Origin of the sequence: Reyranella sp., from assembly GCF_965228225.1 — a bacterium.
GTDB lineage: Bacteria > Pseudomonadota > Alphaproteobacteria > Reyranellales > Reyranellaceae > Reyranella.
Map to the genome: position 1 here is coordinate 2,753,797 of NZ_OZ245801.1, position 25,485 is coordinate 2,779,281.

27 protein-coding genes are annotated in these 25,485 nt (G+C 66.8%); 11 read left to right on the forward strand and 16 right to left on the reverse strand.

The genetic code is table 11. The features are described from left to right. Positions 1–208 precede the first annotated feature (208 nt). From der to ACO07K_RS13250, 3 genes are read right to left on the reverse strand one after another with little or no spacing between them, the layout of a single operon-like run. Positions 209–1,645 carry a ribosome biogenesis GTPase Der gene (gene der, locus ACO07K_RS13240; RefSeq protein ID WP_422036397.1) on the reverse strand — a complete coding sequence of 479 codons (1,437 nt, stop codon included), beginning with the start codon at positions 1,643–1,645 and terminating at the stop codon, positions 209–211. Continuing rightward, complete coding sequence (locus ACO07K_RS13245; protein WP_422036398.1) at positions 1,632–2,951, reverse strand: PQQ-binding-like beta-propeller repeat protein; 1,320 nt, start codon at positions 2,949–2,951, stop codon at positions 1,632–1,634. The genes der and ACO07K_RS13245 overlap by 14 nt, the downstream gene beginning before the upstream one ends. A gap of 22 nt (positions 2,952–2,973) precedes the next feature. After that, positions 2,974–3,621 (reverse strand): tetratricopeptide repeat protein, encoded by a 648-nt coding sequence (locus ACO07K_RS13250; RefSeq protein WP_422036399.1) that lies wholly within the window; start codon positions 3,619–3,621, stop codon positions 2,974–2,976. A gap of 162 nt (positions 3,622–3,783) precedes the next feature. Between ACO07K_RS13250 and ACO07K_RS13255 the strand changes: the two genes are divergently transcribed. Beyond that, entirely contained in the window at positions 3,784–4,116 is a 333-nt protein-coding gene (locus ACO07K_RS13255) for a DUF2794 domain-containing protein (RefSeq protein WP_422036400.1), read from the forward strand. Positions 4,117–4,118: 2 nt separating this feature from the next. On the opposite strand, the gene ACO07K_RS13260 is transcribed toward ACO07K_RS13255, so the two are convergent. After that, positions 4,119–4,334 (reverse strand): cell envelope biogenesis protein OmpA, encoded by a 216-nt coding sequence (locus tag ACO07K_RS13260; RefSeq protein ID WP_422013122.1) that lies wholly within the window; start codon positions 4,332–4,334, stop codon positions 4,119–4,121. Positions 4,335–4,533: 199 nt separating this feature from the next. Here ACO07K_RS13260 and ACO07K_RS13265 point away from each other — a divergent pair, with 199 nt between their 5' ends. After that, complete coding sequence (locus ACO07K_RS13265; RefSeq protein WP_422036401.1) at positions 4,534–5,508, forward strand: homocysteine S-methyltransferase family protein; 975 nt, start codon at positions 4,534–4,536, stop codon at positions 5,506–5,508. Here the strand turns inward: ACO07K_RS13265 and ACO07K_RS13270 are convergent. Both ACO07K_RS13270 and ACO07K_RS13275 read right to left on the reverse strand, forming a co-directional pair. Further along, positions 5,505–5,846, reverse strand: coding sequence for an ArsC family reductase (locus tag ACO07K_RS13270; protein WP_422036402.1), 342 nt, complete (start codon positions 5,844–5,846; stop codon positions 5,505–5,507). The genes ACO07K_RS13265 and ACO07K_RS13270 overlap by 4 nt on opposite strands. Positions 5,847–5,863: 17 nt before the next feature. Further along, positions 5,864–7,447 (reverse strand): ABC transporter substrate-binding protein, encoded by a 1,584-nt coding sequence (locus ACO07K_RS13275; protein WP_422036403.1) that lies wholly within the window; start codon positions 7,445–7,447, stop codon positions 5,864–5,866. A gap of 110 nt (positions 7,448–7,557) precedes the next feature. Between ACO07K_RS13275 and ACO07K_RS13280 the strand changes: the two genes are divergently transcribed. Further along, positions 7,558–7,938 (forward strand): hypothetical protein, encoded by a 381-nt coding sequence (locus ACO07K_RS13280; protein WP_422036404.1) that lies wholly within the window; start codon positions 7,558–7,560, stop codon positions 7,936–7,938. Here ACO07K_RS13280 and ACO07K_RS13285 read toward each other — a convergent pair whose 3' ends face one another. From ACO07K_RS13285 to cysG, 4 genes are read right to left on the reverse strand one after another with little or no spacing between them, the layout of a single operon-like run. After that, positions 7,939–8,382 carry a DUF934 domain-containing protein gene (locus ACO07K_RS13285; protein WP_422036405.1) on the reverse strand — a complete coding sequence of 148 codons (444 nt, stop codon included), beginning with the start codon at positions 8,380–8,382 and terminating at the stop codon, positions 7,939–7,941. It abuts the gene before it with no gap. Next, on the reverse strand, positions 8,369–10,042 hold the full coding sequence (locus ACO07K_RS13290; protein ID WP_422036406.1) for a nitrite/sulfite reductase: 1,674 nt from the start codon (positions 10,040–10,042) through the stop codon (positions 8,369–8,371). Before ACO07K_RS13290 ends, ACO07K_RS13285 begins: the two co-directional genes overlap by 14 nt. Next, positions 10,035–10,349, reverse strand: coding sequence for a DUF2849 domain-containing protein (locus ACO07K_RS13295; protein ID WP_422036407.1), 315 nt, complete (start codon positions 10,347–10,349; stop codon positions 10,035–10,037). Before ACO07K_RS13295 ends, ACO07K_RS13290 begins: the two co-directional genes overlap by 8 nt. Continuing rightward, positions 10,349–11,695 carry a siroheme synthase CysG gene (cysG, locus tag ACO07K_RS13300; RefSeq protein ID WP_422036408.1) on the reverse strand — a complete coding sequence of 449 codons (1,347 nt, stop codon included), beginning with the start codon at positions 11,693–11,695 and terminating at the stop codon, positions 10,349–10,351. The genes ACO07K_RS13295 and cysG overlap by 1 nt, the downstream gene beginning before the upstream one ends. A 318-nt stretch (positions 11,696–12,013) precedes the next feature. Here cysG and ACO07K_RS13305 point away from each other — a divergent pair, with 318 nt between their 5' ends. After that, positions 12,014–12,466: an Hsp20 family protein gene (locus tag ACO07K_RS13305; protein ID WP_422036409.1), complete on the forward strand. Its 453-nt coding sequence runs from the start codon at positions 12,014–12,016 to the stop codon at positions 12,464–12,466. Positions 12,467–12,669: 203 nt separating this feature from the next. Here ACO07K_RS13305 and ACO07K_RS13310 read toward each other — a convergent pair whose 3' ends face one another. Both ACO07K_RS13310 and ACO07K_RS13315 read right to left on the reverse strand, forming a co-directional pair. After that, on the reverse strand, positions 12,670–13,095 hold the full coding sequence (locus tag ACO07K_RS13310) for a RidA family protein (protein WP_422036410.1): 426 nt from the start codon (positions 13,093–13,095) through the stop codon (positions 12,670–12,672). 77 nt (positions 13,096–13,172) lie between these two features. Then, entirely contained in the window at positions 13,173–14,102 is a 930-nt protein-coding gene (locus ACO07K_RS13315; RefSeq protein ID WP_422036411.1) for a fumarylacetoacetate hydrolase family protein, read from the reverse strand. A gap of 73 nt (positions 14,103–14,175) precedes the next feature. On the opposite strand from ACO07K_RS13315, the gene ACO07K_RS13320 reads away from it, so the two are divergent. The 3 genes from ACO07K_RS13320 (at position 14,176) to ACO07K_RS13330 (ending at position 17,202) form a co-directional block, all read left to right on the forward strand. Then, positions 14,176–15,123: a hypothetical protein gene (locus tag ACO07K_RS13320; RefSeq protein WP_422036412.1), complete on the forward strand. Its 948-nt coding sequence runs from the start codon at positions 14,176–14,178 to the stop codon at positions 15,121–15,123. A 67-nt stretch (positions 15,124–15,190) separates the two neighbouring features. After that, a complete protein-coding gene (locus tag ACO07K_RS13325; RefSeq protein ID WP_422036413.1) occupies positions 15,191–16,243 on the forward strand; it encodes an alcohol dehydrogenase in 1,053 nt (350 codons plus the stop codon). Then, positions 16,240–17,202 (forward strand): class I SAM-dependent methyltransferase, encoded by a 963-nt coding sequence (locus ACO07K_RS13330; RefSeq protein WP_422036414.1) that lies wholly within the window; start codon positions 16,240–16,242, stop codon positions 17,200–17,202. Before ACO07K_RS13325 ends, ACO07K_RS13330 begins: the two co-directional genes overlap by 4 nt. Before the next feature lie 143 nt (positions 17,203–17,345). Here the strand turns inward: ACO07K_RS13330 and ACO07K_RS13335 are convergent, their stop codons facing one another. Next, complete coding sequence (locus ACO07K_RS13335) at positions 17,346–18,104, reverse strand: TlyA family RNA methyltransferase (RefSeq protein ID WP_422036415.1); 759 nt, start codon at positions 18,102–18,104, stop codon at positions 17,346–17,348. 38 nt (positions 18,105–18,142) lie between these two features. Here ACO07K_RS13335 and ACO07K_RS13340 point away from each other — a divergent pair, with 38 nt between their 5' ends. The 3 genes from ACO07K_RS13340 to ACO07K_RS13350 all read left to right on the forward strand — a co-directional run bounded on the left by ACO07K_RS13340 (position 18,143) and on the right by ACO07K_RS13350 (position 21,118). After that, positions 18,143–18,886, forward strand: coding sequence for an SDR family NAD(P)-dependent oxidoreductase (locus ACO07K_RS13340; protein WP_422036416.1), 744 nt, complete (start codon positions 18,143–18,145; stop codon positions 18,884–18,886). Positions 18,887–18,938: 52 nt separating this feature from the next. Next, entirely contained in the window at positions 18,939–19,601 is a 663-nt protein-coding gene (locus tag ACO07K_RS13345) for a peroxiredoxin (protein WP_422036417.1), read from the forward strand. Positions 19,602–19,711: 110 nt separating this feature from the next. Continuing rightward, the gene (locus tag ACO07K_RS13350; protein ID WP_422036418.1) at positions 19,712–21,118 is read left to right on the forward strand and encodes an amidase family protein; all 1,407 of its coding nucleotides are present in this window, start codon (positions 19,712–19,714) and stop codon (positions 21,116–21,118) included. Here ACO07K_RS13350 and dxs read toward each other — a convergent pair. Genes dxs through ACO07K_RS13365 form a run of 3 tightly spaced genes read right to left on the reverse strand, consistent with a single transcriptional unit; the run spans position 21,115 to position 24,244 of the window. Further along, on the reverse strand, positions 21,115–23,031 hold the full coding sequence (gene dxs, locus ACO07K_RS13355) for a 1-deoxy-D-xylulose-5-phosphate synthase (RefSeq protein ID WP_422036419.1): 1,917 nt from the start codon (positions 23,029–23,031) through the stop codon (positions 21,115–21,117). The genes ACO07K_RS13350 and dxs overlap by 4 nt on opposite strands. A 40-nt stretch (positions 23,032–23,071) precedes the next feature. After that, positions 23,072–23,980: a polyprenyl synthetase family protein gene (locus ACO07K_RS13360; RefSeq protein ID WP_422036420.1), complete on the reverse strand. Its 909-nt coding sequence runs from the start codon at positions 23,978–23,980 to the stop codon at positions 23,072–23,074. A 9-nt stretch (positions 23,981–23,989) separates the two neighbouring features. Beyond that, positions 23,990–24,244, reverse strand: a complete 255-nt coding sequence (locus ACO07K_RS13365; RefSeq protein ID WP_296322317.1) for an exodeoxyribonuclease VII small subunit — start codon at positions 24,242–24,244, stop codon at positions 23,990–23,992. 279 nt (positions 24,245–24,523) lie between these two features. Between ACO07K_RS13365 and ACO07K_RS13370 the strand changes: the two genes are divergently transcribed. Continuing rightward, positions 24,524–25,456: an IclR family transcriptional regulator gene (locus tag ACO07K_RS13370; protein ID WP_422036421.1), complete on the forward strand. Its 933-nt coding sequence runs from the start codon at positions 24,524–24,526 to the stop codon at positions 25,454–25,456. Positions 25,457–25,485: the final 29 nt, after the last annotated feature.

The window sequence follows — 25,485 nt, forward strand, 5'->3', positions numbered from 1 at the left end:
TCGGCGGCTGCGGTGCAGCTCGTTATTTCGACTTTCTTGGAATGAAGCCTAGGGCAGCAGGTCGGTGCGGGGCAAGGCGCCTCTCCACCATCGGCCGCAATGCGGCCGGATACGGGTGGCTGCGTGTGATCGCTCGTTCTTCGACCGCTCCCGGACATTGCCGGGGGCAATGTCCTGAGGCTCCCCGGGCGGGGCTCCGCCCAGCCCCCTACCGCTGCGGCTTGCGGCGGCCTTCGTAGGGGTTCTTGGGCTTGCGCATGCTGAGCCGGATCGGCACGCCCGGCAGGTCGAAATCGTCGCGCAGGCGATTCGTCAGGAAGCGCAGATAGTCGTTGCCCAGCTCCTGCGGCTGGCTGACCGACAGGATGAAGGTCGGCGGCCGACGCTTGATCTGGGTCATGAAGCGCAGGCGGATCCGGCGGCCGTTGGGGGCGAGCGGCGGCGGATGCAGCGTCTCCATCTCGCGCAGCCAGCGATTGAGCTTGGGTGTCGTGACCCGCTTGTTCCACAGTTCGTAGGTCTCGAAGACCTTGGGCAGGAGGCGCTCCACACCGCGTCCGGTGAGCGCCGAAAAGCCCACGATCGGCACGTCCTTGACCTGCGCGAAGGAGGACTCCAGGCGGTCGCGCAGCTTGCGCCACTGTTTGGACGATGCCGACTGGTCGTCGGCCAGCAGGTCGGTCTTGTTGACCGCGATCACCAGCGCGCGGCCCTCCTCGATCACCCAGCCGGCGATGTTGAGGTCCTGCTTCTCGGCCATGTCGGCCGCATCGAGCACGACCACGACCACATCGGCGAGCCGGATCGTGTCCAGCGAATCGGCCACCGAGGCGGCCTCCAGCTTGGCGTCGATGCGGCTGCGGCGGCGCATGCCGGCCGTGTCGACCAGGCGCACGGGACGGCCCCGCCATTCCCATTCCACCCGGATGGAATCGCGGGTGATTCCAGCCTCTGGTCCGGTGAGGACGCGCTCCTCGCCGACCAGGCGGTTGAGCAGCGTCGACTTGCCGACGTTCGGCCGGCCGACGATGGCCAGCAGCAGCGGCCGCCCCTCCGGCACGTCGTCGAGATCGGGGTCGCTCGCGTCGGCCTCGGCCGCCTCGTCTTCATCCGGCATCGGCTCGATGTAGCGGCTCAGCGCCTCGTGCAGGTCGCTCAGCCCCTCACCGTGTTCGGCCGAAACCGGGATCGGTTCACCGAGGCCCAGCCCATGCGCCTCGGCCAGCCCCTGCGCACCGGCACGGCCTTCGCACTTGTTGGCGACCAGGATCACCTTGGCCGAGCGCTTGCGCAGCCAGCTGGCGAAGCTCTGGTCGAGCGGCAGGATTCCGGAGCGGGCATCGATCAGGAACAGCACGACGTCCGAGCCGTCGATCGCTCGCTCGGTGAAGCGCCGCATGCGCGCCTCGAGGGCCTCGCCACCGGCGGTTTCCCACCCTGCCGTGTCGAGCAGCATGAAGGCCAGATCGCCGAGCTGGGCCGGCTGCTCGCGCACATCGCGGGTCACACCCGGTGTGTCGTCGACGATGGCGCGCCGCCGGCCAGCCAGGCGATTGAAGAGCGTCGACTTGCCGACGTTGGGACGACCGACGATGGCGACCCGACGCAGCGTCTGCGGGGGAGAGAGTTGATCAGCGGAGGGCAATGAGTCGCCCGGAGTCTGTAAGGACATAGATGGTCTGGTTGGCGATGACGGGACCGAGGCGCACACGGTCGCGCACGTCGATCTTGCCCATGATCTCGCCCGTGTAAGGCGAAACGACGAGCAGGTCGCCCAGCGAACTGGTCAACAGCAGGCGGTCGCCCGCCAGCACCGGACCACCCCACAGGACCGGGACGTGCCTCTTGGAATCCTCGAACTGGGTGAGCGGCGTGACCCAGCGGATCTTGCCCGTGTCGCGGACCATGGCCACCACGTCGGCGTTGCCCGTGACGATGAAGAGGAAGCGGCCTGCCGGCCACGGCGTCTGGCTGCCGCCGATATTGCGGTCCCACTGGCGCTGGCCGGAGCGCAGGTCGACGCCGGCGATCTGGCCGCCCGAGCCCATGGCGATCACGAGTCCGCGGTCGATGACGGGGCGGCCGCGAATGTCGGCGAGATTGCCGAAGGCCCGCACGTCGGCACGCGCACCGATCAGCGTTTCGTTCCAGATCGGCCGGCCATTGTCGATACGCAGGGCAGCGAGTTCGCCAGACGTGAAGGGCGCCACGACGAGATCGCCCGAGCCTGCCGCGCTGTTGCCTCCGACATAGCCCGAGGTCTCCTGCAGGCCGGAGAACTGCCACAGGTCGGAACCATCCGATGCGGCCAGGGCATGCATCTTGTTGTCGATCGCGATGACGAAGACCCGGTCACCGAACACCAGCGGCGCCCCGCGCACCGGCGCGCTGACGGTCGAGTGCCAGTCCTCCTTGCCGGTCGCCGGATCGAGCGAATAGACCGCCGCGAAGCCGGTCGTCACGAAGAGGCGCCCGCCGTAGTAGGCGAGACCGCCGCCGAATTCGTCGGAGTCGCGCGCCTTCTCCGGTGCCAGCGTGACTCGCCAGAGCAGCGCGCCCGTGTCGGCGTTGAAGGCCGACACCGTGCCCTGCGCATCCTTGGCGAACACCTTGCCCTCGGCGACGACCGGTGGCGTGGTCAGGATGCGGCTTGTGCCGCTGCCCGCGCCGACATCGGCCGTCCAGATGATCTGGGGCGAGGCGCCGATCGCCAGATTGTGCATCGCATTGTTGGCGAAGCCTCCGGACTGCGGCCAGGATTCGTTGACCACGGGCGGTGGCAGCACGATCTGGATGTTTGCGGCCTCGCTGTCGGGTTCGAGGTCCTTGCGATCTCCCAGCACGGAAATGCGCTCGCCCGGCAGCGCCGTCTTCTTCTTGTCGAAGATATCGCAACCGGAAAGGGAGACCACCAGGAGGACGGCGGCGAGAAGGAATCGGGGATCGAACACGCGCACTACGCTCAACATCGGACTATTTCGCCTCCGCGCCGCCGTAGAGATTGAGCATCGCCGAAACGCGCTGGGATGCGCCCTGCGGCACGGCCGGATCCTTGGCGATCTCGTTCCACAGTTCCTTCGCTCGCTTGGTGTGGCCCTTGCGCACCGCGAGCATGGCCTGCAGTTCGCGGACGCTCAGCCGGAAGGGACGATCGGGGCCCGCGAGCGGCTCGAGCCGGGCCACCATTTCTTCGGCCTTGGGTGTGTCGATGCTCTTGAAGGCGGCGATCACGAGAGCGAGGTCGCTGAGTTCGCTCGCCGACAGGCCGGGCGCCACGGCGGCCAGTGCCGTCACCTGCTCTTCCAGCGTCGCGCGCAGTTGCGCGGCGGTGAGGGCAGCGAGGGACCGGTAGGGCTGAACGGCGTTGGCGGCCTGCTTTTCCAGCTCGGCCCGGGCCGCTGCGGGATCTGTGGCGATCTGGGCCAGGGCCGCCGAATAGGTGGCACTGGCGGCGGCACGCTGCGCCTGATCATACTGTCGCCAGCCCACGAAACCCGTGACGGCCACGACCAGGATCACGGCGCCCGCGACCACCCAGGTCCCATAACGGCTCCACCACTCCCTCATCTCGTCCTTGCGGACGGCCTCGTCGATTTCATGGAACGCGGCGGAGTCGGACACGTAGTGCTCCCGGAATATCGCGGAATATCAACAGCTTCAGCGGCGGTTCATAGCCCCCTACCCCGGCTTTGGCAAACAACCGAATAGGGGGCGGCGACGCTTTACCCCCACCGGCGGTTCTGCAAGAATTCACGCAACTGACATGTTCGAAATTGCGACGGCATGAGCAACCTGTACCGTTTGGCCGATCAGCGGGCCCGGCGCCGAATCGTCTCGTTCGACAAACGGGAACTGTCGCGGCTCCTCGGTTTGTACAGCATGCGTGTGGCATCTGGGGAATGGCGCGACTATGCCATCGACTTCCGGCCGGGCATGGCGATCTTCTCGATCTTTCGCCACACCGCGGAGCAGCCCCTGTTCGCCATCGCCAAGGTCCCGGGCGGCGGTGGCGGCAGCTATATGGTGTACAACGGCCCGCGCAAGCTGGCGCACGGGGACACCCTCGAAGACGTGCTGCGCGTCTTCGACCGCAAGCTGAAGCTTCTGCTCGGCTGACTCTACTTCTTCGGCGTGGTGGCCGCGCCGATGCCCGCACCGACCGCGGTGCCAACCAGCACGGGCGCAACCAGGGGCCAGCCGGCGATCGCGCCGACCGCCAGGCCGGTGCCTGCACCGATGCCGCCACCGGTCACCGCACGTTCGCCCCAGGTATCGCCGCAGGCGGCAACGGACAGAGCGAGTGGCAGCACGAGAAGGGAAACAGCGATTTTCATTTCAGACCTCGAAAAAATGAGGGGAGCCGCGAAAGCAGCCATAGAGAATCAATTATCATGGCCTTACAAGGCCTTATGGCCTGATCTTTCGCGATTTCTCGTGAAGTGTCAATTACCTGATATAACCATTTGGGATTAAATGGTTTTCATCATGATCTTGCGCCGATAGCACCGGCCGGCGCGGCCGCGAAGAGAGGACATGATGAAGACGACCGCCGCATACCGTCACCGGCTGCCGCAGGAGAACGGCGGCCTCTTCCTGACCGACGGCGGTCTCGAGACCTGCCTCATCTTCGACGACGGGCTGGAGTTGCCCCTCTTCGCGGCCTTCCCCCTGATGCGCGACGCCAAGGGCCGCCGAGCGCTGACGCACTATTACGAACGCTTCATCGATATCGCACGTCGGAACGCCCTGGGATTCGTGCTCGAGAGCCCGACCTGGCGGGCAAGCGCCGACTGGGGCGCGAGGCTCGGCTACTCGATCGCGGAGATTTCCGCCGCCAACACCGACGCGATCACTCTGATGCAGGAAATGCGGGAGGCGCATGAAGCCCCGGCGTCGCCCATGGTCGTCAGCGGCTGTATCGGGCCGCGCGGCGACGGCTACGTGCCGGGCGAGATCATGTCGGAGGAGACGGCGGAGGCCTACCATTCGTTACAGGTGAACGCCTTCGCAGATGCCGGGGCCGACATGGTCAGCGCCATCACCATGACCAATACGAGCGAGGCGATCGGCATCGCCCGCGCCGCGCGCCGGGCCGGAATGCCGGTGGCAATTTCCTTCACGGTGGAGACCGACGGCCGCCTTCCCACAGGCCAAGCCCTGAGCGAGGCCATCGCCCTCGTCGACGAGGCGACCACGAGCGCGCCCGCCTACTACATGCTCAATTGCGCCCATCCCTCCCACTTCGAAGGCGCAATCGACCCGGAGCAGCCCTGGACACAGCGCCTGCGTGGTCTGCGGGCGAACGCGTCGCGTCGCAGTCACCGGGAGCTGAACGACTCGCCGGACCTCGACGCCGGCGATCCCGTCGAACTCGCGCACCAGTATCGCGACATCGTTCGCGCCAACCCGCAGATCAACGTTCTCGGCGGCTGTTGCGGCACCGACCATCGTCATGTCGAGTGCATCGCTCTCGCGTGCAAGCCGGCGCGCCCGGCGCGGAGTGCCTAGACGAGGGTTTCGTACTGCTCCGGCTTGAAGCCGACGAGCAGCTTGCCGCCGGCCTCGAGTACCGGCCGCTTGATCATGGAGGGCTGGGCAATCATCAGCTCGACCGCCTTGGTCTCTGTCAGCCCCTGCTTTTCCTCGTCGGGCAGCTTGCGGAAGGTCGTGCCGGCCCGGTTCAGCAGCGTCTCCCAGCCGACCTTGCGCGCCCAGCCTTCCAGGCGGTCGCGCTCGATCCCCGCTTTCTTGTAGTCGTGAAACTCATAGGCGACGCCCTTGCCGTCCAGCCAGGCGCGCGCCTTCTTCATCGTGTCGCAGTTCTTGATGCCGTAGATCGTGGTCATGCCCCACGATCCCGAAGTCAGGGCTGGACGTCCAGCCCCTTGTAGAGGGCGGCACTGTAGATGCCGTGCGAGCGCACGTTCTTGATGCTCTTCTTGGCGACCAGGAACAGTCTCGAATGCGCCGCCGGAATCATCAGCGCCTCGTCATGCATGCGGCGCTGGATCTCCTTGAAGTACTTCGCCCGGTCGGTGTCGTTGGTCGCCGTGCGCCCGGCATCGAGGATGCGGTCGGTCTCCGGATCGTTCCACATCATGCGATTGGGCACCGGCCGGTTCTTCGAGTGGTAGTAGAGGTACATCTGGTCGCCGGCCGACGTGTAGGGCACAGACAGGGTCCAGATGTCATAGTCCTGCTGGGCGATCTTCTGGAAGAAGACCGTGGGGTCCCAGGTCTGGATCTTGATGTCGATCCCGACCGCCCGGGCGGCCCCCTGCAGAACCTCCGACAGTTTGGGATTCTGCCCCACCGTGTAGGAATACATCAGCAGTTCGAGCTTCTTGCCGTCCTTGTAGCGGAAACCGTCGGCGCCCACCGTCCAGCCGGCCTCGTCGAGCAGCTTCTTCGACCTCTCCGGATCGCGCGTCGTCAGCACGTCGAGCGTCGCGGGCTCGAAGTCGAGCGCCTTGGGATGGACCAGCGAGCGCGCCGTCTCGGCCTGGCCGAAGAAGATGGCCTTGTTGATCTGCTCGCGGTCGACGAGGTGGGCGAGCGCCTGGCGCACCCGCTTGTCCTGCAGGTTCTCGCGCGTGCTCTTCAGGCCCCAGTAGTACATCGCAAAGTCGGCCGTCGGCTCGTAGACCGCGAGATTGGGCGCCTTCTTGAAGCTCTCGATCGCCTGCAGCGGGTTCCAGTGACAGAAGTCGGCCTGCCCCGACAGCATCGTGGCGATGCGCGTCGTCTCCTCCGGCACGATGCGCCAGACCATCTTCTCGTACTTGACCGGCCCCTTGTTCGCATAGACGCCGGTCGGGCCCCATTTGTAGGCATCGTGCCGCTTCAGCACGAGTTCCTTGCGCGGCTGCCAGCTCTCCCAGCAGAGAGGCCCGGTGCCGTCGAACCCCTTGACGCCGAAGTCCGCGCCGAGTGTTTCGACATTGTCCTTGTTGATGATGGTCGCGGCGAAGTTGGCCAGATCGACCAACAGTTCGGAATGCGGTCGCTTGAGCTTGTAGACGAGCGTGTGGGGATCGGGCGCCGTCAGACTGTCGATCTCGCCCAGGCGCCAATAGAAGGGCCAGCGGGCCGAGGGATCGGCCAGCCGGGTGAAGGAATAGATCACGTCGGCCGCGGTGAACTTCTTGCCGCTGCAGAAGGTCACGTCGTCCCGCAGCGAAAATGTATAGGTCAGCCGGTCGTCCGAGATCGTCCACGACTTGGCCAGCAAGGGATGGACGCTCTTCAGGTCCCAGTCGAGGGCGACCAGCGTGTCGCCCATCATGAACATGGGATGCCCCATGCCGCTCGACGTGTTGCTGTGGGGATCGTACTTCGGAGCGTCCTGCGAGCGGATGTTCACGAAGGTCTGCGCCGAGGCCGGCATCGCAAGCGCACACCAGCCCAGCGCGAGCGCCAGCACGGCGCCCGTTGCTCCCTTGATCATGTCGCTTCCTCCCGCCGGTGTGTCCCCGGCTATTGGGGAAAGCTTATCCGACGTTGCCGGAACCGCCAAGCGGCTCGACGTTCGCCGCGGAGTTTGCTTAAAGTCCGCGCATGCCCATCGAATATACGATCGACCACGAAAAGCGCCTCGTTCACGCCCGTGTACTGGGGGTCATAACCCTTAAGGACATCGAGAATTTCACCGATGCCGTCGTGGCGCAGGAGGCCCTCACCTATCGCAAGCTGTTCGACGGAAGCCAGGGCGATGGGACCTACGACGACAAGGACGTCATGATGCTGGGAGCTCGTGCCGCCGCCTACGCCACCCTGGCGAGGCGCGGGCCTCTGGCTCTCGTCCCCAGGCCCGGGGTGGGCGCGGAACTCGCCAAGCGTTACATCAATCTCGGCAAGTTCGAAGGCCAGGCCCGCATTTTCGACACGTCCGACGAAGCGCTGACCTGGCTCGACACGGAGTCCAAGGGCGAGCCTTGATCAGGAGGCGGCGGCGTTCGCCTGCCCGAGCCGGCGCAGCGAGGCCGGGACCTGGTCGTCCTCGGCCGGCTGGTACACGACGCTGAACAGCGTGCGCGCCCTCGCAAGCGCTTCCCCGAAACCCTGCTGCTCGCTTTCGAAGGAATCGAAGCCGCAGCGCAGCATGAAGGCGATCTGGTCCTGCAGGACCCCGCCGGTGGCCCGCAATTCGCCGTGATATCCCAAGCGGCCGCGCAGCAGGCGGGCCTGGCTGTAGGCCCGGCCGTCGCTGAACTTGGGAAACTCGAGAACGACCAGGCGCAGGCGCCCGACATGCGGCGCCAGTTCCTCGACCGGATCCGTGTTCGCCAGCGACACCGCGGGCCACTCGGGCCGCGCCTTCCACTGGGCGAAGGGCAGAGCAACGTAGGATGCGGGCAGGCCCGCTTCGCTATAGAGAGCCATAGACTTTCTCCTTGAAGGGCTGGGCGCCGATGCGCCGGTAGGTGTCGACGAAGCGTTCGCCTTCCCGACGCGCCTCGAGATAGGTCGCGACGATCGCGTCGACGGTCTCGACCACCTTGTCGGCCGTCACGGCGGGGCCGAGGATCGAGCCGATCGCTGTCCGGCCGAAATCGACGTCGCCGCCGAGGCTGATCTGGTAGAGTTCGACGCCGTTCTTATCGACGCCCAGGATGCCGATATGGCCGACATGGTGGTGGCCACAGGCATTGATGCAGCCCGAAATCTTGATCTTCAGATCGCCGATATCGTGCTGCCGCGCGAGGCTCGCGAAGTGGTTGGAGATGCGCTGCGCCACCGGGATGGAACGCGCGTTGGCCAGGGCGCAATAGTCGAGGCCCGGGCAGGCGATGATGTCGGTGATCTTGCCGACATTGGCCTCGGCGAAGCCCAGCACCGCCAGCGAGCGGTAGACCCGGGCAAGGTCCGCCACGGCGACATGGGGGAAGATCAGGTTCTGCTCGTGGCTGACCCGCAGCTCGGCCTGGCTGTAAGCCTCGGCGATGTCCGCGACCCCCTCCATCTGAGCCGCGCTGGCGTCGCCCGGCGGTGAGCCGGCAGGCTTCAGCGAAGCCGTCACGATGGCGTAACCCGGCACGCGATGCGGCGCGACGTTGGACTTGAGCCACAGCGCGAAGTCGGGATCGTCGAGCCGCTGCGCCTCGACGTCGCCCGATACAACGGGACGCGGCGGCAGCGCCGGCGGCGCGAACTGGCGGGCGATCGCCTCGATCGTCGCGGGCGGCAGCCTGAGGGCGCCGTCGCGGTTCACGGCATACTCGGCCTCCACCTCTTCCCGCATCTTCTCGACGCCGACTTCGTGCACGAGGATCTTGATGCGGGCCTTGTAGAGATTGTCGCGACGGCCGTAGCGATTGTAGACGCGCAACGTCGACTCGAGATAGGCGAGCAACTCGTCCTTGGGCAGGAAGGCCCGCAGCGTCTTGCCGATCATCGGCGTTCGCCCGAGGCCGCCGCCCACGATCACCTCGAAGCCGACCTCGCCCTGCTCGTTGCGCCACAGGCGCAAGCCGATGTCGTGCACCCGCACCGCGGCGCGGTCGTTCGGCGAGCCGGTGATGGCGATCTTGAACTTGCGCGGCAGGAAGGTGAACTCGGGATGGAGCGTCGACCACTGGCGGACGATCTCAGCCCAGATGCGCGGATCCTCGATCTCGTCGATCGCCGCGCCGGCATAGTGGTCGGCCGTCACGTTGCGGATGCAGTTGCCCGAAGTCTGCATCGCATGCATGTCGACTTCGGCCAGCGCCGCCAGCGCGTCGGGCGCCTCCTCCAGCTTGATCCAGTTTAGCTGCAGGTTCTGGCGCGTCGTGAAATGGCCGTAGCCGCGATCGTACTTGCGCGAAATCTCGGCGAGCTTGCGCAACTGCCGCGACGACAGCGTGCCGTAGGGGATGGCGATCCGCAGCATATAGGCATGGAGCTGCAGGTAGAGCCCGTTGTGCAGGCGCAGCGGCTTGAACTGCTCCTCGGTCAACTCACCGGCCAGCCGGCGCCGCACCTGGTCCCGGAACTGGTCGACCCGCTCGGAGACGAGAGTCCGGTCGTAGTCGTCATACTTGTAGAAGTGGGTGTCAGGCATAGCGCACCGCATCGGCCGCGATGGCCTGGAAGGTCAGGCCCGAGGCGCGGATTTTTTCACGCAAGGACAGCGGTTCGACCGTGCCGTCGTGGTCCTCGGTCACCGCCACGAGGAACGGATCCACCACGGTGAAGGCTTCGGCGCGGGCGCGTTCCAACAAGATTTCGGCTCCACGCGTGTCGCGCGCGACCGCCGCATGCTCGAGCCGATCCGTCCACTGCCCCGCCTCGTCGAGCCAGACCACCATGCCGTCGACCAGGCGATTGGCGGAAGCGACCTGCAGGTCGCCGCTGAGATTCTTGGCCATCAGGACACCTTTGCGAGCGCCGGCATTTCGGATGCAGCGGCATAGGCCGCGACATCCCCCAGGATGATCAGGCTGGGACCGGCCGTGCCGGCTCCGGAATGGGCGGCGGCGAGCCGCGGCAGGTCGCCCAGCCGGCCGGTCGAGACACGCTGCTCCGGCCGCGTTCCGCTCTCGACGATGGCGACAGGCGTCGATGGCGCGGTGCCGGCGGCCAGCAGACGGTCGCGCACGGACGATGCTTCGGAGGCGCCCATGTAGATCGCCAGCGTATGGCCCTGGGCGGCCAGTGCCGCCCAGGCCGGCGGCTTGCCGTCCGAGGCGCCATGCCCGGTGACGAAGGTCACGGCCGAGGCGTGCCGGCGATGCGTGAGGGGAATACCGGCCGCGGCCGCGCAGCCCAGCGCGGCGGTGATGCCAGGCACGACGGTCCAGGGGAGTCCCGCGCCGCGTAGCGCGTCGACCTCCTCGCCGCCGCGGCCGAAGATGAATGGGTCCCCCGCCTTCAGCCGCACCACGGTCTGGCCCGAGCGCACACGACGCACCAGCTCGGCATCGATGTCGGCCTGCGCCCAGCTCGGGCGGCCCTTGCGCTTGCCCACGGAGACGATTTCGGCGTCGCGCCTCGCCCGCGCCAGAACGGCCGGCGGGACGAGATCGTCGTGCAGGACCGCGTCGGCCTCCTGGAGCAGCTGCGCCGCCTTCAGGGTCAGGAGATCGGGATCGCCCGGCCCCGCGCCCACGATGTGCGCGATCCCGGTCGGCGTCATCTTTCGGCGCGCCGCATCGAGTTCGCCGAGCGCCACCCGGCGCGCGCCGGCCTCGTCGCCCGCCAGGGCCAGACGCGCGGCCGGACCCTCGATGAGCCGACGCAAGAAGGCGCGACGTCCGGCGGGATCGGCGATCCGTGCATTGACCTGCGCGCGGAACGTCGTGGCGAGTCGCGCCAGAGAGCCCAGCCGTTCGGGCAGCATGGCCTCGATCCGGCCGCGCAATACAGTTGCCAGGGTGGGCGACGCGCCGCCGGTCGAGATCGCCACGACCACCCCGTCGCGATCGACGATGGCCGGCATGATGAAGTCGCAGAGAGCGGGCCGGTCGGCGACGTTCACCGGGACGCCCGCCACCTTCGCCTGACGGTGAGCCGCGGCATCGGCGGCTTCGTCCTCGGTGGCCACGAACACCGCCACGGCGCCCCGCAGCTCCCGGGCCGTGACCGGCCCGTGGAGCGTGAGGACTTCGGCCCCGGCGGATCGCGCGAGATTGGCCCGCAGGTCCGCCTTGGGGCCATCGCCCACCACCGCGACCTTGCGGCCGGCGAGATCGAAGAAGAGCGGCAGGTGCTTCACGACACGGCCACGCGCAAGAGGATGTTGAGGCCGAGCATGCCGGCGGCCTGCGAGATCGACAGGACCCACCAGGCAGCCTCGGAACGGGGAATGAACTTGGACATGCGGTTACCGCCTTTGATTTGGCGATATCTCGCACGTTAGCCATGAGTTGAATTTCCGAAGGTTCCCCGGAAGGAAGCATTTCCTGCCGTTCAAGCCCCGCCGAAGGAAATTTTTACCGCCCTTGAAGCGGCTCTTCCCGCACCCAAATCAACCTCGTTCCCAGCGCCCATTCGGGGCGGGAACGTCCAACATCGCTCAAGAGAGGATGATCAAATGCGTACCGTCGACTATTCCCCGTTCTATCGCGCCACCGTCGGCTTCGACCGGGTCTTCGACCTGCTCGACTCGGTGGCCAGCCAGTCCGGCGCCAACGGCTACCCCCCGTACAATATCGAGAAGGCCGGCGATAACGCCTACCGGATCGTGATGGCGGTCGCGGGCTTCGCCGAAGCCGAGCTGAACGTGACCCAGAAGGAAAACGAGCTTCTGGTCAGCGGCCAGGCCGCGCCGACCGACGGCCAGGAAGAGAAGCAGTATCTCTATCGTGGCATCGCCGGCCGCAACTTCGAGCGCCGCTTCCAGCTCGCCGACCATGTGAAGGTCACGGGTGCGAAGCTCGCCAACGGCCTGCTCACGATCGAGCTGCAGCGTGAGATCCCGGAGGAGAAGAAGCCCCGCGCGATCCCCGTCCAGGCCGGCAGCGGCCCGGCGGCTCTCACCCATTAAGCAGGTACCAGCCTACTGTCTCGAAGGGGCGTCGCGGGAAACCGCGGCGCCCTTTCTTTGTGTGCCGCCGCCCATCGGCCGCACACGAGCGCGCAAGAGCGAAAGGTCCCTCACTGCGTTCGGGATGACAATTTTGTTGGAATTTGCGCAGTGCGCCGATCAAACAAACGATGTCATCCCGAACGCAGTGAGGGACCTTTAAGTCACGTGGACGGAGCCGAGCGTAGGAGAACGGGTGCAGCCTCTACCTCGATCAGGAATGCCTCGTCGGCGAGACACCGGACCCCTATCCAGGTCGTGCAAGGCAACGCCTCTCCAAACGTCCTCTTCAGCACTTCTGCGATTCTGCGCCCCTCCCCCATATATTCCTCGCGGATGTAGAGGCGAAGCGCGCCGACGTCGTCAAGCGATCCGCCTGCGGACGCAAGCGCGATTGCCAAGTTCTCCAAAGACTTCTCGAACTGACGCCCGACGTCACCGCGACCGATGATGCGCCGTTCGGTATCCCATGCCACCTGCCCGGAGACATGGACCATCCGTCCCATCGGGGTCGTAATGACGGCGACTTGCGCGAAGCCGAACGGACGGCTGTCGAAGAGCGAAGGGGCTGACGGAAGCGACCTCGTCATCAATGGCTCCTGCCGATGCGCTCCACCACTACGGCCTGCCCTACTTTCGAGGCAGGCCGTAGCGGGATCGGGCCAACCTACTTGGCGTACTTGCCCGTGAGCTGCGGTGTGTGCGGACCCTCGCCGCCCTTCTCCTTGTGCTGCAGGCGCGTGGTGCGGGCCCAGGTGCGCTTCAGCTCGTCCTTCACGCCGAATTTCAGCGTGCCGATCTTCTCGACCGTCAGCTCGATCTTGTCCCCGTCCATGAACGAGTGGAGACCGCGATGGTTGGTGCCGGTGGCGACGATGTCGCCCGGCTCCAGCGTGTGGATCGAGCTCACCCACTCGATGATGCGCGGGATGTGGTGCGCCATGTCGGACGTGTTGAACTTCTGCATCACCGTGCCGTTGTTGGTCAGCGTGATGTCGAGATTCTGCGGATCGGCGATCTCGTCGGCGGTGACAATGCACGGGCCGATCGGGGCGAAGGTATCGCGCGACTTCATCTGGAAGAACACGTTGCCCGGCGGCGGCAGGCCGCGGGCCGACCCGTCGATGAAGCAGGTGTAGCCGAAGATGTGCTTGAAGGCGTCGGCCTGCGCGACGCGCGTCGCACGCGTGCCGATGATGAGCGCCATCTCCGCCTCGCCCTCGAAGATCGTGGCCGGCGCATCGGGCAACACCATCGTGTCGCCGTCGCCGATCACCGCCGTCGCGGCCTTGTGGAAAGCGTTGATCGCCGGCTTCTCCGGCAAGGTGCCGTCTTCCATGTAGTTGACCGCCATGCAGACGATGTTGCCGGGCTTCGGGACCGGCGGACGCAGCTTCACGCCCGACACGGGCACGCCCTTGCCCTCGGCGGCGGCCTTCTCGACCCTGGCCTTGTAGGCATCCCACCGGGCGATGAGCCCGATGATGAGGTCGCGCGCGTCGAGATGCGGGATGTCCTTCACCGCATCCGTCACGTCGACGACCTGGTCTCCCGTGATGACGCCCAGCCGGTAGTCGTTGAAATAGCAGATCTTCACTTCTCTCTCTCCCTCGGTCCCTTTTCAGGATCGCCTGATGGGGCTAGCGTTCCTCCAAAAAGCGGAGGAAGCAATGGCCGTCATCAAGGCAGCGGAATTTGCCTGGCCGCGGATGGAAGCACCCGACCTCGACGAGATGGAGGAGTTCCTCATACATTTCGGCCTCATCCGCGCCGAACGCACAACGACTGCGCTCTACATGCGTGGCACCGACGATCACCATCATCTGCACGTCACGCACAAGGGAGGAACGAAGTTCATCGGCTTCGCCTACCACGCCGAGGACGAGGAAGATCTGAAGCGGCTCACCAAGCTGCCCGGCGCCTCGGACATCGAGTCCCTCGACGAACCCGGCGGCGGCCGACGCGTGCGCCTCACCGAACCCAACGGCTATCAGATCGAAGTGGTGGCCGGACAGAAGCGGGTCGAACCGGTCCGGGTCGTTCGCGATGAGCAGAACACCGCGCGCGAGCCGGAACGCCGGGTTGGCCGGGTGATGCGGCTCGGCACCTCGCCGACATCGATCCAGCGCATCGGCCATGGCGTGCTCGGGTCGCCGAAGGTGACGGAGACAGTCACCTGGTTCCGCGAGACGCTGGGCATGATCCGCTCCGATGACGTCTATGCCGGCGCGAAGGACAATATCATCGGTTCGTTCAACCGGCTCGACCGCGGCGACGCCTACGTCGACCATCACGTGTTCTTCTGCAACCACAACACAAAAGCGGGCCTGCACCACGTCTCCTACGAGGTGCAGGACATCGACTGCGTCTTCCAGGACCACGAGTATCTCGAGCGGCTGGGCAAGTACGATCATGTGTGGGGCATCGGACGCCACCTGCTGGGCAGCCAGGTCTACGACTACTGGAGCGATCCCTGGGGGCGCGTGCACGAGCGCTGGGCCGACACCGACCGCCTGAATGCGGGCGATGGCGGCAATCTCGTCAGTGCCGAGGCAGGCCTCCGGTCGCAATGGGGGGACGGACCGCCGGAGCGATTCATCGGTCATGCCAGCCCCTAAGGATCGGTTGGCCCGACCCGTTCTTTCGTCTTAATGTCCGCCCCGGTCCGCAACGGAGAGAGTCCCAATGAAGAGCTACAAGGTCGTCGAATTCGGCCAGCCCCTGCAGAAGGTCGAGGAAAGCAATCCCGCGCCGCAGGGCGCCGAGGTGCTGGTCAAGGTCACGGCGGCCGGCGTCTGTCACAGCGACGTGCACCTGTGGGAAGGCTTCTTCGACATGGGCGGCGGCAACAAGGTGTCGACGCAGAAGACGATGAACCCGCCGCGCACCATGGGCCACGAGATCGTGGGCGAAGTCGTGGCGCTGGGTCCCGACGCCAAGGGCGCCAAGGTCGGCGACAAGGCGGTGGTCTATCCGTGGATCGGCTGCGGCACCTGCTGGTACTGCAGCAACGGCCGAGAGCATCTCTGCCCCGCGCCGCGTGCGCTCGGCGTCAACAAGGACGGCGGCTACGCCGACCACGTCCTCGTCCCCGACGCCAAGTATCTCTATCCCTATGGCGACATCCCGACCGAGCTGGCCTGCCTCTATGCCTGCTCTGGCATCACCGCCTTCAGCGCCGTCAAGAAGGCGGTCGGCGAGGATGCCGGCAAGCCCATCCTGGTGATCGGTGCCGGCGGCGTCGGCCTGATGGGTGTCCGGTTCGCGCAGTCGGTGCTGGGTCATGCGCCGATCGTGGCCGACATCGACGAGAACAAGCGCAAGCTCGCGCTCGACAACGGCGCGCTCGCCGCCATCGATCCGCGCGACAAGGATGCCCGCAAGAAGGTCTTCGAACTGACCGGCGGTACCGGCGTCGGCGCCGCGATCGACTTCGTGGGCGCCGAGAGCACCGCGCAGTTCGGCGTCAAGGCGCTGGCCCGCGGCGGCCGACTGGTCGTCGTCGGCCTGTTCGGCGGCACCTTCTCGCTGCCCATGCCGATGTTCGCCTTCACCGGCTGCCAGATCGTTGGCTCCGTCACCGGCAGCCCGGGCGAGATGAAGGAGATGATGGACCTCGTCACGGCGGGCAAGGTGACGCCGGTGCCGGTCGTCAAGCGCACGCTCGACGAGGCCGACACGACGCTGCAGGAACTGCGCAAGGGCCTGATCATGGGGCGGGCCGTCCTCGTCCCGTGAGCCAGGCGACACGCGCCCTCGCCCACGCCTTCGACACCGGAGCGCTCGCCGCAAGGCGGGCGTTCTTTCTGCGCGCCGAGGATCCGCCCTTCGCGGAGATCGACGCGGAGCAGTCGTTCCGGCCGGCCTACCTGCGCCTCGCGATGGCGATGCCGCGACTTGAAACTGGCGGGTACGAGCTCGGTCTCATCCTGCTCACCAAGCATAAGGAAGAGAACTTCGCCAATATCGCGCGCGGCTGGGACCTGCTCGCCCCCGGCGGAACGCTCGTCTGCGCGGGCGCCAACGACGACGGGGCCGCGAGCCTGGAGAAGCATGTCGGCAAGGCCTTCGGCGGCGTCGATTCCCTCTCGAAATTCCACAGCCGCGTCTTCTGGTTCGCGAAGGCCGAGCGCACGCCGCCGGAATACTGGCGCAGCCTTACCACCCTGCGGCCGGTCGGCGACGGCTCATGGCTGAGCCAGCCCGGCGTCTTCTCGTGGGATCGTATCGACGACGGTTCGACCCTGCTCGCCGCGCACCTGCCCACGGACATCGAGGGCCGCGTCGCCGATTTCGGCTGTGGCTGGGGCTTCCTGACGCGGCACGTCCTGGCGTCATGCCCTTCCGTCACCGCGATCGACGCCATCGACGCCGAGCATCGCGCCGTCGAGGCGGCTCGTGCGAATGTCCCCGACCCGCGCGCGACGTTCCACTGGCTCGATCTGATCAAAGAAGCAGCGCCCGCGACCTACGACGCGATCGTCTGCAACCCGCCCTTCCATGCCGGCCGCGCTGCCGAACCCGCTCTCGGCCAGGGCTTCATCGCCGCCGCCGCCCGCGCCCTCAAACCACGCGGCCGGTTCTACATGGTCGCCAATCGCGGCCTACCCTATGAGCCCCTGCTGAAGACGCACTTCGCGTCGTTCGAGACGTTGGCCGACAACAGCAAGTTCAGGGTAACCTGCGCGGTTCGCTAGTCATTGCTGGCGCGATAGACTCATAGCGAGCATCTCACAAACCACCTCACCCTGAGGAGCGCCCCGCAGGAGCGCGTCTCGAAGGGTGGGCACGAGCACCACGTCTGTTGCCCATCCTTCGAGACGGTCGCTTCGCGACCTCCTCAGGATGAGGTTGGATTGGTTGATGACAACTGGGCAGCTATCAAGAACTCCTTGTTACCTTCGGCACCGGTGATCGGGCTTTCGGTCACGCCGAGCACTTGCCACCCCTCCTGTTGGGCCAGCCAGTCCGAGATCGTCTCGACGACTTCGGCGTGCAACTCGGGCTCGCGCACGATACCGCCCTTGCCGACGCGGCCCTTGCCGACCTCGAACTGCGGCTTGATGAGGGCCGCGAGATTCGCACCCGGTGCCGCAAGCGCGAGTGCGGCCGGCAACACGAGCCGAAGTCCGACGAACGAGGCGTCGCAGACGACGAGGTCGATCGGATCGGGAATTTCCGCGCGCGTGACGTCGCGGATGTTGGTCTTCTCCATCGATACGACGCGCGGGTCGGTGCGCAGCTTCCAGGCGAGCTGGTTGGTGCCGACATCCACGGCATAGACCTTCGCCGCGCCGCGTTGCAGGAGGCAGTCGGTGAAGCCTCCCGTCGACGACCCGACATCGAGCGCAATCCGGCCGGTCACCGGGATCGCGAAATGATCCAGCGCCTTCTCGAGTTTCAGCCCGCCGCGCGAGACATAGGGATGAAGCTGGCCCCGGACCTCGATCGGCATATCCTCGGCGACCGGCTGACCCGCCTTCTCCAGCCGCCGGTCGTTCGAGAAGACGAGCCCGGCCATGACCAGTCGCTGCGCGGCGGCCCGCGTTTCCACGAGCCCGCGCTCGACCAGCGCCACGTCCAATCGGGTCTTAGCCAATACTGTCTCCCTTTCGAGGACCTGCTAGCATGCCGGGCATGAGCATGAAACTTCTGGAGGGCGAGCGCGCCCTGATCACCGGGTGCGCCGGCGGCATTGGTCGCGGGATCGCGAAGGCCTTGAAGGCCGAGGGCGCGATCGTGCTCGGCAGCGACATCGCCGCCCCGCCCGCCGAGGATGGCATCGACTTCCTGCAAGCCGACCTTTCCAGGAAGGACGGATGGAAGGACCTTCTCGACGGGGCGGTCAAGAAGCTCGGAACCATCTCGCTGTTCGTCCATGCCGCGAGCCCGCGCCGTCTGGAGGTCGACACGCCGCTGTCGGTCAGCGAGGAGACGTGGGACCGGATGACCGACATCAACCTGCGTTCGGGATTCTTCCTCGCCCGCGAAGCCGGTCGCCACATGCGCGACAACGGGATCAAGGGCCGCATGATCCTGGTCACCTCGCAGCACCGCGAGACGCCGCGCAACCTGGCGCACTACAGCGCCTCGAAGGCCGGCATGACGATGGTCATGAAGGAACTGGCGCGCGTGCTGGCGCCGGACGGCATCAGGGTCAACGCGATCGCGCCGGGCGCGATTCCGGGCGGCGGCTTCGTGGCGGACAATCTCGCGGAGCTGGTCTCGCAGATTCCAATCGGCCGCGCGGGCACGCCCGACGACATCGCCCAGGTCGCCGTCGCCATTCTCTCGGAAAGATTTGGCCGTTACGTGGTGGGTACGACAGTAGAAGTTGATGGTGGATTGGGCCTGGCGAGCTGGATTCCTGCCAAGGCTTGACCGCGCTCGGCGGAAGGGTTGAGGTGCGGGCCGCAAACCGGAGGAGTTCACCATGACGCTTCGCATCAATTCGACCGCGCCCGACTTCAAGGCCGAGACGACCCAGGGTCCGATCGAGTTCCACAAGTGGATCGGCGACAGCTGGGCGATCCTGTTCTCGCACCCGAAGGACTTCACGCCGGTCTGCACCACGGAGCTCGGCTACATGGCCGGTCTCAAGCCGCAGTTCGACAAGCTCAACACCAAGATCATCGGCCTGTCGGTCGATCCGGTGACCAACCACTCCAAGTGGGCCAAGGACATCGAGGAGACCCAGGGCCATGCCGTCACCTTCCCGATGATCGGCGATCCCGAGCTCAAGGTCGCGACCGCCTACGACATGCTGCCCGAAGGCGCGGGCACGACGTCGGATGGCCGCACCGCGGCCGACAACGCCACGGTGCGTTCGGTGTTCATCATCGGCCCCGACAAGAAGATCAAGGCGATGCTCGTCTACCCAATGAGCAGCGGCCGCAACTTCGACGAGGTGCTGCGCCTGCTCGAATCCTGCCAGCTCACCGCGAAGCACCAGGTGGCGACGCCGGTGAACTGGAAGAAGGGCGAGGACGTGATCATCGTCCCGGCCGTCTCGGACGAGGCCGCCAAGGCGAGGTACCCGAACGGCTGGAAGGCGCCGAAGCCTTACCTGCGCATCGTGCCGCAGCCCAAGGACTGACAAGAATTGCTTTCCTCCCCCGTAAGACGGGGGCGGTGAAAGAATTGGGCGTCGAACGCCAAACCATCTCGCTTTATCCTCGCTCTCCTACGCTTTCGGGGAGATGTGAAATGACGGACGAACTCTGGCGCTGGTCGGCGGTCGACCTGGCGCAGGCGATGGCACGGGGCGCGATTTCGAGCGAGGACGCCACCCGCTCCGTCCTGGGTCGCATCGAGGCCGTCAATCCGCAGGTCAACGCCGTGGTCGACGTCATGGCCGACGAGGCGCTGCAGGCCGCGCGCGAGGCCGACACCGCCCGCCGCAGGGGCGCCGCCTGCGGGCCGCTGCATGGCGTGCCGATGACGGTGAAGGTCAACGTCGACACCAAGGGCCGCGCCACCACCAACGGAGTCGTGGCCTTTCGCGACCTGGTGGCAACCGAGGACAGTCCGGTCGTCGCCAACCTGCGCCGGGCCGGCGCGGTCATCGTCGGCCGCACCAACACGCCCGCTTTTTCGCATCGCTGGTTCACCGCCAACGAACTGCACGGCGCGACGCGCAACCCGTGGGGCAAGGGCCTGACACCGGGCGGATCGAGCGGCGGCGCGGCCGCCGCGCTCGCCGCCGGCATGGGCGCCATTGCGCACGGCAACGACTATGGCGGCTCGATCCGCTACCCCGCCTATGCCTGCGGCGTGGCGGGCCTGCGGCCGACGCCCGGCCGCGTGCCGGCCTTCAACCCCTCTTCGACCGCCGAACGGCCGATCACGGCGCAGCTCATGTCCGTTCAGGGCCCCCTCGCCCGCACCGTGGCGGACCTGCGCCTCGCCTTCGCCGCCATGGCGATGGGCGATGCGCGCGATCCCAACTGGGTGCCGGCGCCGCTCGTCGGTCCCGCGCCGTCCCGTCGGCTGCGCGCCGCCCTCGCGCCCGCCCCGTTCGATGACGTCGTGCCCGAGGTGCGCGCCGCGATCGTCGCGGCCGGCAAAGCCCTCGAAGCGGCGGGCTACGAGGTCGAGGAGATCGCACCGCCGCAGCTGGGCGAAGCGGCCGAGCTCTGGCACCGGATGGTCGTCAACGACGAGCGGCGGGGCTTCGTGGCCACCGTCCAGGCGCTGGGCGATGCGGCGGCGCGGCGCAACGTCGAGGGCCATCTGCGCTACGTGCCGGAAGTCGATGCCGGCGGTCTGCTCGATGCGTTCGGCCAGCGTCTCGCCCTGATGCGCGCCTGGTCGCTGTTCTTCGCTGAATATGCAGTCGCGGTCGTGCCGGTGTCGCACGTCCTGCCGTTCCCCGACGGGCTCGATCTGCAGGACCAGCCGGTGGTGGATCGCATGATGGCGGCGCAGCACTGCCTGCTCGCGACGCCCGTGCTGGGCTATCCTTCGGTCTCGGTGCCGACGGGCCTTGCGGATGGCACGCCGGTCGGCGTTCAGGTGATCGCCGCCCGCTTCCGCGAGGATCTCTGCCTCGACGCGGCGGAGGTCATCGAGGCGCACGCCCCGCGTCTCACGCCCATCGATCCGCGCGGTTAGCCCCGCGCGCGCTCCGAGGACTGTCCCAGGGCGGCCAGCGCCGTGGCCACGATCTGCGGCGCGTTGAGCCCGGCCCATTCATACTGCCGGGCCGGCGCGGCATGATCGAGGAAGCGGTCGGGCAGGACCAGCGGCCTCACCTTGAGGCCGCGATCGAGCAGACCCGACGTCGCGAGATACTGCAGCACGAAGCTCGCGAAACCGCCGACCGAGCCCTCCTCGATCGTGATCAGCACCTCGTGCTCGCGCGCGAGACGGCGGATCAGGTCGGTGTCGAGCGGCTTGGCGAAGCGGGCGTCGGCCACCGTGGTGCTGAGACCCTTGGCGCCGAGATCCTCCGCCGCCACCAGACACTCCTGGAGACGCGCGCCGAAATTCAGGATGGCGATCTTGGTGCCCTCGCGCACGATCCGGCCCTTGCCGATCTCGAGCGGCGTGCCCCGGGCGGGCAACTCCACGCCGACGCCCTCGCCGCGTGGATAGCGGAAGGCCGAGGGACGGTCGTCGATCTGCGCCGCCGTCGCCACCATGTGCATCAGCTCGAGCTCGTCACCGGCGGCCATGATCACGAAATCAGGCAGGCAGCCGAGATAGGCGACGTCGAAGGAACCGGCATGGGTGGCGCCGTCGGCGCCGACCAGCCCGGCACGATCGATGGCGAAGCGCACCGGCAGCTTCTGGATCGCGACATCGTGCACGACCTGGTCGAAGGCGCGCTGCAGGAAGGTCGAGTAGATCGCCGCAAAGGGTTTGAATCCCTCGGTCGCCAGGCCGGCGGCGAAGGTGACGCCGTGCTGCTCGGCGATCGCCACGTCGAAGGTGCGTTCGGGAAAGCGCTCGGCGAACTTTTCGAGGCCGGTGCCCGAGGGCATCGCCGCGGTGATCGCCACGATCTTCTTGTCCGCTTCCGCTTCGGCGATCAGCGCCTTGCCGAACACCGCGGTGTATTGCGGCGCGTTGGCGATCGGCTTGGACTGCTTGCCGGTGATGACGTCGAACTTCACGACACCGTGGTACTTGTCCGCGCTCGCCTCGGCCGGGGCGTAGCCCTTGCCCTTCTTGGTGACGACATGGACCAGGATCGGCTTGTCGAGCTGGCTGTCGCGGGCGTTCTTCAGGACCGGCAGCAGATGGTCGAGATTGTGACCGTCGACCGGGCCCACATAGTAGAAGCCCAGCTCGTCGAACAGTGTGCCGCCGGCGACGAAGCCGCGCGCGAATTCCTCGGCCCGCTTGGCCGCGAGCTCCAGCGGCTTGGGCAGGCTCTCGGCGAAGGTGCGGCCGAGATTGCGCAGGGTGACGTAGGGCCGGCCGGATAGAAGCCGCGAGAGATGCCCCGAGAGGGCGCCGACCGGCGGCGCGATCGACATGTCGTTGTCGTTCAGCACCACGATCAGCCGCGAACGCAGCGCGCCCGCATTGTTCATGGCCTCGTAGGCCATGCCGGCGCTGAGCGCGCCGTCGCCGATGACGGCGATCACGTTGTTCGAGCCGCCCGACAGGTCGCGCGCCACGGCCATGCCGAGGCCAGCCGAGATCGAGGTCGAGGAATGGGCGGCGCCGAACGGATCGTACTCGCTCTCGGAACGGCGCGTGAAGCCGGAAAGTCCGCCCTCCTGGCGCAGGGTGCGGATCCGGCTGCGACGGCCGGTGACGATCTTGTGCGGATAGGCCTGATGGCCGACGTCCCAGATCAGCCGGTCCCTCGGCGTGTCGAACACGTAGTGAAGGGCGACGGTGAGCTCGACGACACCCAGCCCCGCCCCGAGATGGCCACCGGTGACGGACACGGCAGAGATCGTCTCCTGCCGAAGTTCCTCGGCAAGCTGGGGAAGCTGCTCCGGACGCAGCCGGCGGAGGTCCGCGGGAACGTCGACGGTATCGAGCAGCGGCGTCGTACTCTGACCGGTCATCGAAACATCATACTCCTGCACGGCGAGCCGCGCCCCAACTTCAGCTGCGACGCGCCACGACGAATTCTGTGGCTTGCCTTAGCAAATCCGCCGCCTCGCCAAACGGCTCGAGATGCGCGGCCGCCTGTCGCGCCAGCATCCCTGCCTGCGCCCGCGCACGCTCGACACCCAGGATCGACACGAACGTGGCCTTGCCCGCCGCCTCGTCCTTGCCCGGCGTCTTGCCCAGTTCGGCCGCGTTGCCTTCGATGTCGAGCAGGTCGTCGACGATCTGGAAGGCGAGGCCCAGATCGTGGGCATACATGGAAAGCGCCGACCGCGCATGGTCGCCGGCTTTGCCGAGAACGGCGCCGGCGGCGCACGAGAACGAGATCAACGCCCCGGTCTTCAATCGTTGCAGGTGGGTAATGGCCCCGATCGACTGATCCGAGCCTTCCTGCTCGGCCAGCAGGTCGAGCATCTGCCCGCCCACCATGCCGCGCGCCCCGGCAGCCTTCGCCAGTTCGGCGATCAGGGTCAAACGCACGGCGGGATCGCCATGGGTTTCCTCGTGCGCCAGCACCTCGAAAGCCAGCGCCTGCAGGGCGTCGCCCGCCAGAATGGCGGTCGCCTCGTCGAACTGACGGTGGCACGACGGCTTTCCGCGCCGGAGATCGTCGTCGTCCATTGCCGGCAGGTCGTCGTGGATCAGCGAATAGGCGTGCACGAACTCGAGGGCACTGGCCGTCCTCAGGGCGGACAGAGAGCCCACTTTGAACAGCGTGGCCCCGGCCAGCACGAAGAAGGCACGCAGCCGCTTGCCGCCGCCCAGGCTCGAATAGCGCATCGCCTCGAAGACGCGCGCCTCGCCCGTTTCACCGGTCGGAAGCAGGCGCTCCATGGTGCGCTCGACGGACTGGGCCGCGAACGAAAGTGCAGCGTCGAACCGGGTATGCGACGACAAGGGCATGGGCTTGGATCAGCCGAGATCTGCGGGCTGGGTCGCGACCGAACCGTCGGCGGAGAACACGATCTTCTCGACCTTCATCTTGGCCTCGGCGAGCCGCTGCTCGCAGTGACGCTTCAGCAGGGCGCCGCGCTCGTAGGCGGAAATGGCCTCGTCGAGCTTCACCTGGCCGCGTTCCAGCTGCTGGACGATGCCCTCCAGTTCCTTGAGCGCATCCTCGAAGGAAAGCGCCGTAATATCCTTGGGCAGTGTAGGTTCTTTGGCCAATTCTTGCCTCTCGAAGGGGTTGGTCCGGATGGTACCCGGCCGCGGCGAACATGTCGAAAGATGCCGCCCGCGTCACGGAAATAGGCCGAAAATTCCCGAATCAGAGAGCAGAACTGCGCGAGTGCAACTGATGATACCCAATTCACGCACCTGTGACATGGCCGCTTTGCACGTTCGCAGGTCAAAACCCGCTCTCATGCATTGCGGTACGGGTGAGGCGATGGCAGGTTCCGCTCCGCAAAGAAATAAACGGCCATTTACCAAAAGGAGCAGACGCCGATGGGCAATGTCAGTCATCTCGTAACGCGGACCGCGGCCTTCCAGAGCTCGATCGAGAACGGCCTCGCCGAGGGGTCGAGCAGCAAAGATCGCCAGTTTGTCACGGCGCTGGCCCGCGGCCTCGACATCCTGCGCGCCTTCCACGCCGGCGAGGGCATGCTGGGCAACCAGGAGATCGCCCACCGTACCGGCCTGCCGAAGCCGACCGTCGCGCGCCTCACCCACACGCTGACCGAGCTGGGCTACCTGAACTACATCCGCCGTTTCCGGAAGTACGAGCTGGGCGCCTCGGTCCTGGCGCTGGGCTATGCCGCGATCTCCAGCATGGACGTCCGCCGCGCCTCGCGTCAGCCGCTGGAGCAGCTTGCGCACGCCCTCAACGCCTCGACCGCTCTGGGCGGCCGCGACCGTCACTCGATGATCTACCTCGAAGCCTGCCGCGGCCCGTCCGTGGTGGCGATCACCCACGATGTCGGCACGCGCGTGCCGATGGCCAGCACGGCGATGGGCCGCGCCTACCTGTTCACGCTGCCCGACGTCGACCGCAACAAGCAGATCGATGCCATCCGCCGCCGCTGGCGCGACGACTGGACCAAGGTCAAGACCGGCCTCGAGCGCTCGTTCAAGGAACTGACCGACCGCGGCTTCTGCGTCACCTGGGGCGAATGGCTGCCCGAACTCTGCGGCGTCGGCGCTCCCCTGCGCAATTCCGATGGCACCGCGGCCTATGCCGTCAACGCCTCGGCGCCGATCTACCAGATCAGCCGTGACCGTCTCGAAGCCGATTGGGGTCCTCGCCTGGTCAAGGTGGCGCGCGACATCCGCACCGGCATGGCGGCTCAGCCGGCCATCACGGCTTCGGCCGGTCCGGCCCTGCGTCCGATGATGGCCAACGGTCATCGGGCGCCGATGTCGGCGATGGCGCGCCGCTAGGCGCGCCCCCTCTTCTCGAGGCATTTGAG

Bases quoted from the DNA above. Each gene is read 5' to 3' on its own strand.
- ACO07K_RS13260 (WP_422013122.1), bottom strand. From the start codon at position 4,334: ATGAAAATCGCTGTTTCCCTTCTCGTGCTGCCACTCGCTCTGTCCGTT.
- ACO07K_RS13345 (WP_422036417.1), top strand. From the start codon at position 18,939: ATGACGCTTCGCATCAATTCGACCGCGCCCGACTTCAAGGCCGAGACG.
- ACO07K_RS13255 (WP_422036400.1), top strand. From the start codon at position 3,784: ATGAGCAACCTGTACCGTTTGGCCGATCAGCGGGCCCGGCGCCGAATC.
- ACO07K_RS13290 (WP_422036406.1), bottom strand. From the start codon at position 10,042: ATGCCTGACACCCACTTCTACAAGTATGACGACTACGACCGGACTCTC.
- ACO07K_RS13275 (WP_422036403.1), bottom strand. From the start codon at position 7,447: ATGATCAAGGGAGCAACGGGCGCCGTGCTGGCGCTCGCGCTGGGCTGG.
- ACO07K_RS13340 (WP_422036416.1), top strand. From the start codon at position 18,143: ATGAGCATGAAACTTCTGGAGGGCGAGCGCGCCCTGATCACCGGGTGC.
- ACO07K_RS13305 (WP_422036409.1), top strand. From the start codon at position 12,014: ATGCGTACCGTCGACTATTCCCCGTTCTATCGCGCCACCGTCGGCTTC.
- ACO07K_RS13310 (WP_422036410.1), bottom strand. From the start codon at position 13,095: ATGACGAGGTCGCTTCCGTCAGCCCCTTCGCTCTTCGACAGCCGTCCG.
- ACO07K_RS13325 (WP_422036413.1), top strand. From the start codon at position 15,191: ATGAAGAGCTACAAGGTCGTCGAATTCGGCCAGCCCCTGCAGAAGGTC.
- ACO07K_RS13350 (WP_422036418.1), top strand. From the start codon at position 19,712: ATGACGGACGAACTCTGGCGCTGGTCGGCGGTCGACCTGGCGCAGGCG.
- ACO07K_RS13360 (WP_422036420.1), bottom strand. From the start codon at position 23,980: ATGCCCTTGTCGTCGCATACCCGGTTCGACGCTGCACTTTCGTTCGCG.
- ACO07K_RS13285 (WP_422036405.1), bottom strand. From the start codon at position 8,382: ATGGCTCTCTATAGCGAAGCGGGCCTGCCCGCATCCTACGTTGCTCTG.
- ACO07K_RS13270 (WP_422036402.1), bottom strand. From the start codon at position 5,846: ATGACCACGATCTACGGCATCAAGAACTGCGACACGATGAAGAAGGCG.
- ACO07K_RS13320 (WP_422036412.1), top strand. From the start codon at position 14,176: ATGGCCGTCATCAAGGCAGCGGAATTTGCCTGGCCGCGGATGGAAGCA.
- ACO07K_RS13280 (WP_422036404.1), top strand. From the start codon at position 7,558: ATGCCCATCGAATATACGATCGACCACGAAAAGCGCCTCGTTCACGCC.
- ACO07K_RS13265 (WP_422036401.1), top strand. From the start codon at position 4,534: ATGATGAAGACGACCGCCGCATACCGTCACCGGCTGCCGCAGGAGAAC.
- ACO07K_RS13370 (WP_422036421.1), top strand. From the start codon at position 24,524: ATGGGCAATGTCAGTCATCTCGTAACGCGGACCGCGGCCTTCCAGAGC.
- ACO07K_RS13295 (WP_422036407.1), bottom strand. From the start codon at position 10,349: ATGGCCAAGAATCTCAGCGGCGACCTGCAGGTCGCTTCCGCCAATCGC.
- dxs (WP_422036419.1), bottom strand. From the start codon at position 23,031: ATGACCGGTCAGAGTACGACGCCGCTGCTCGATACCGTCGACGTTCCC.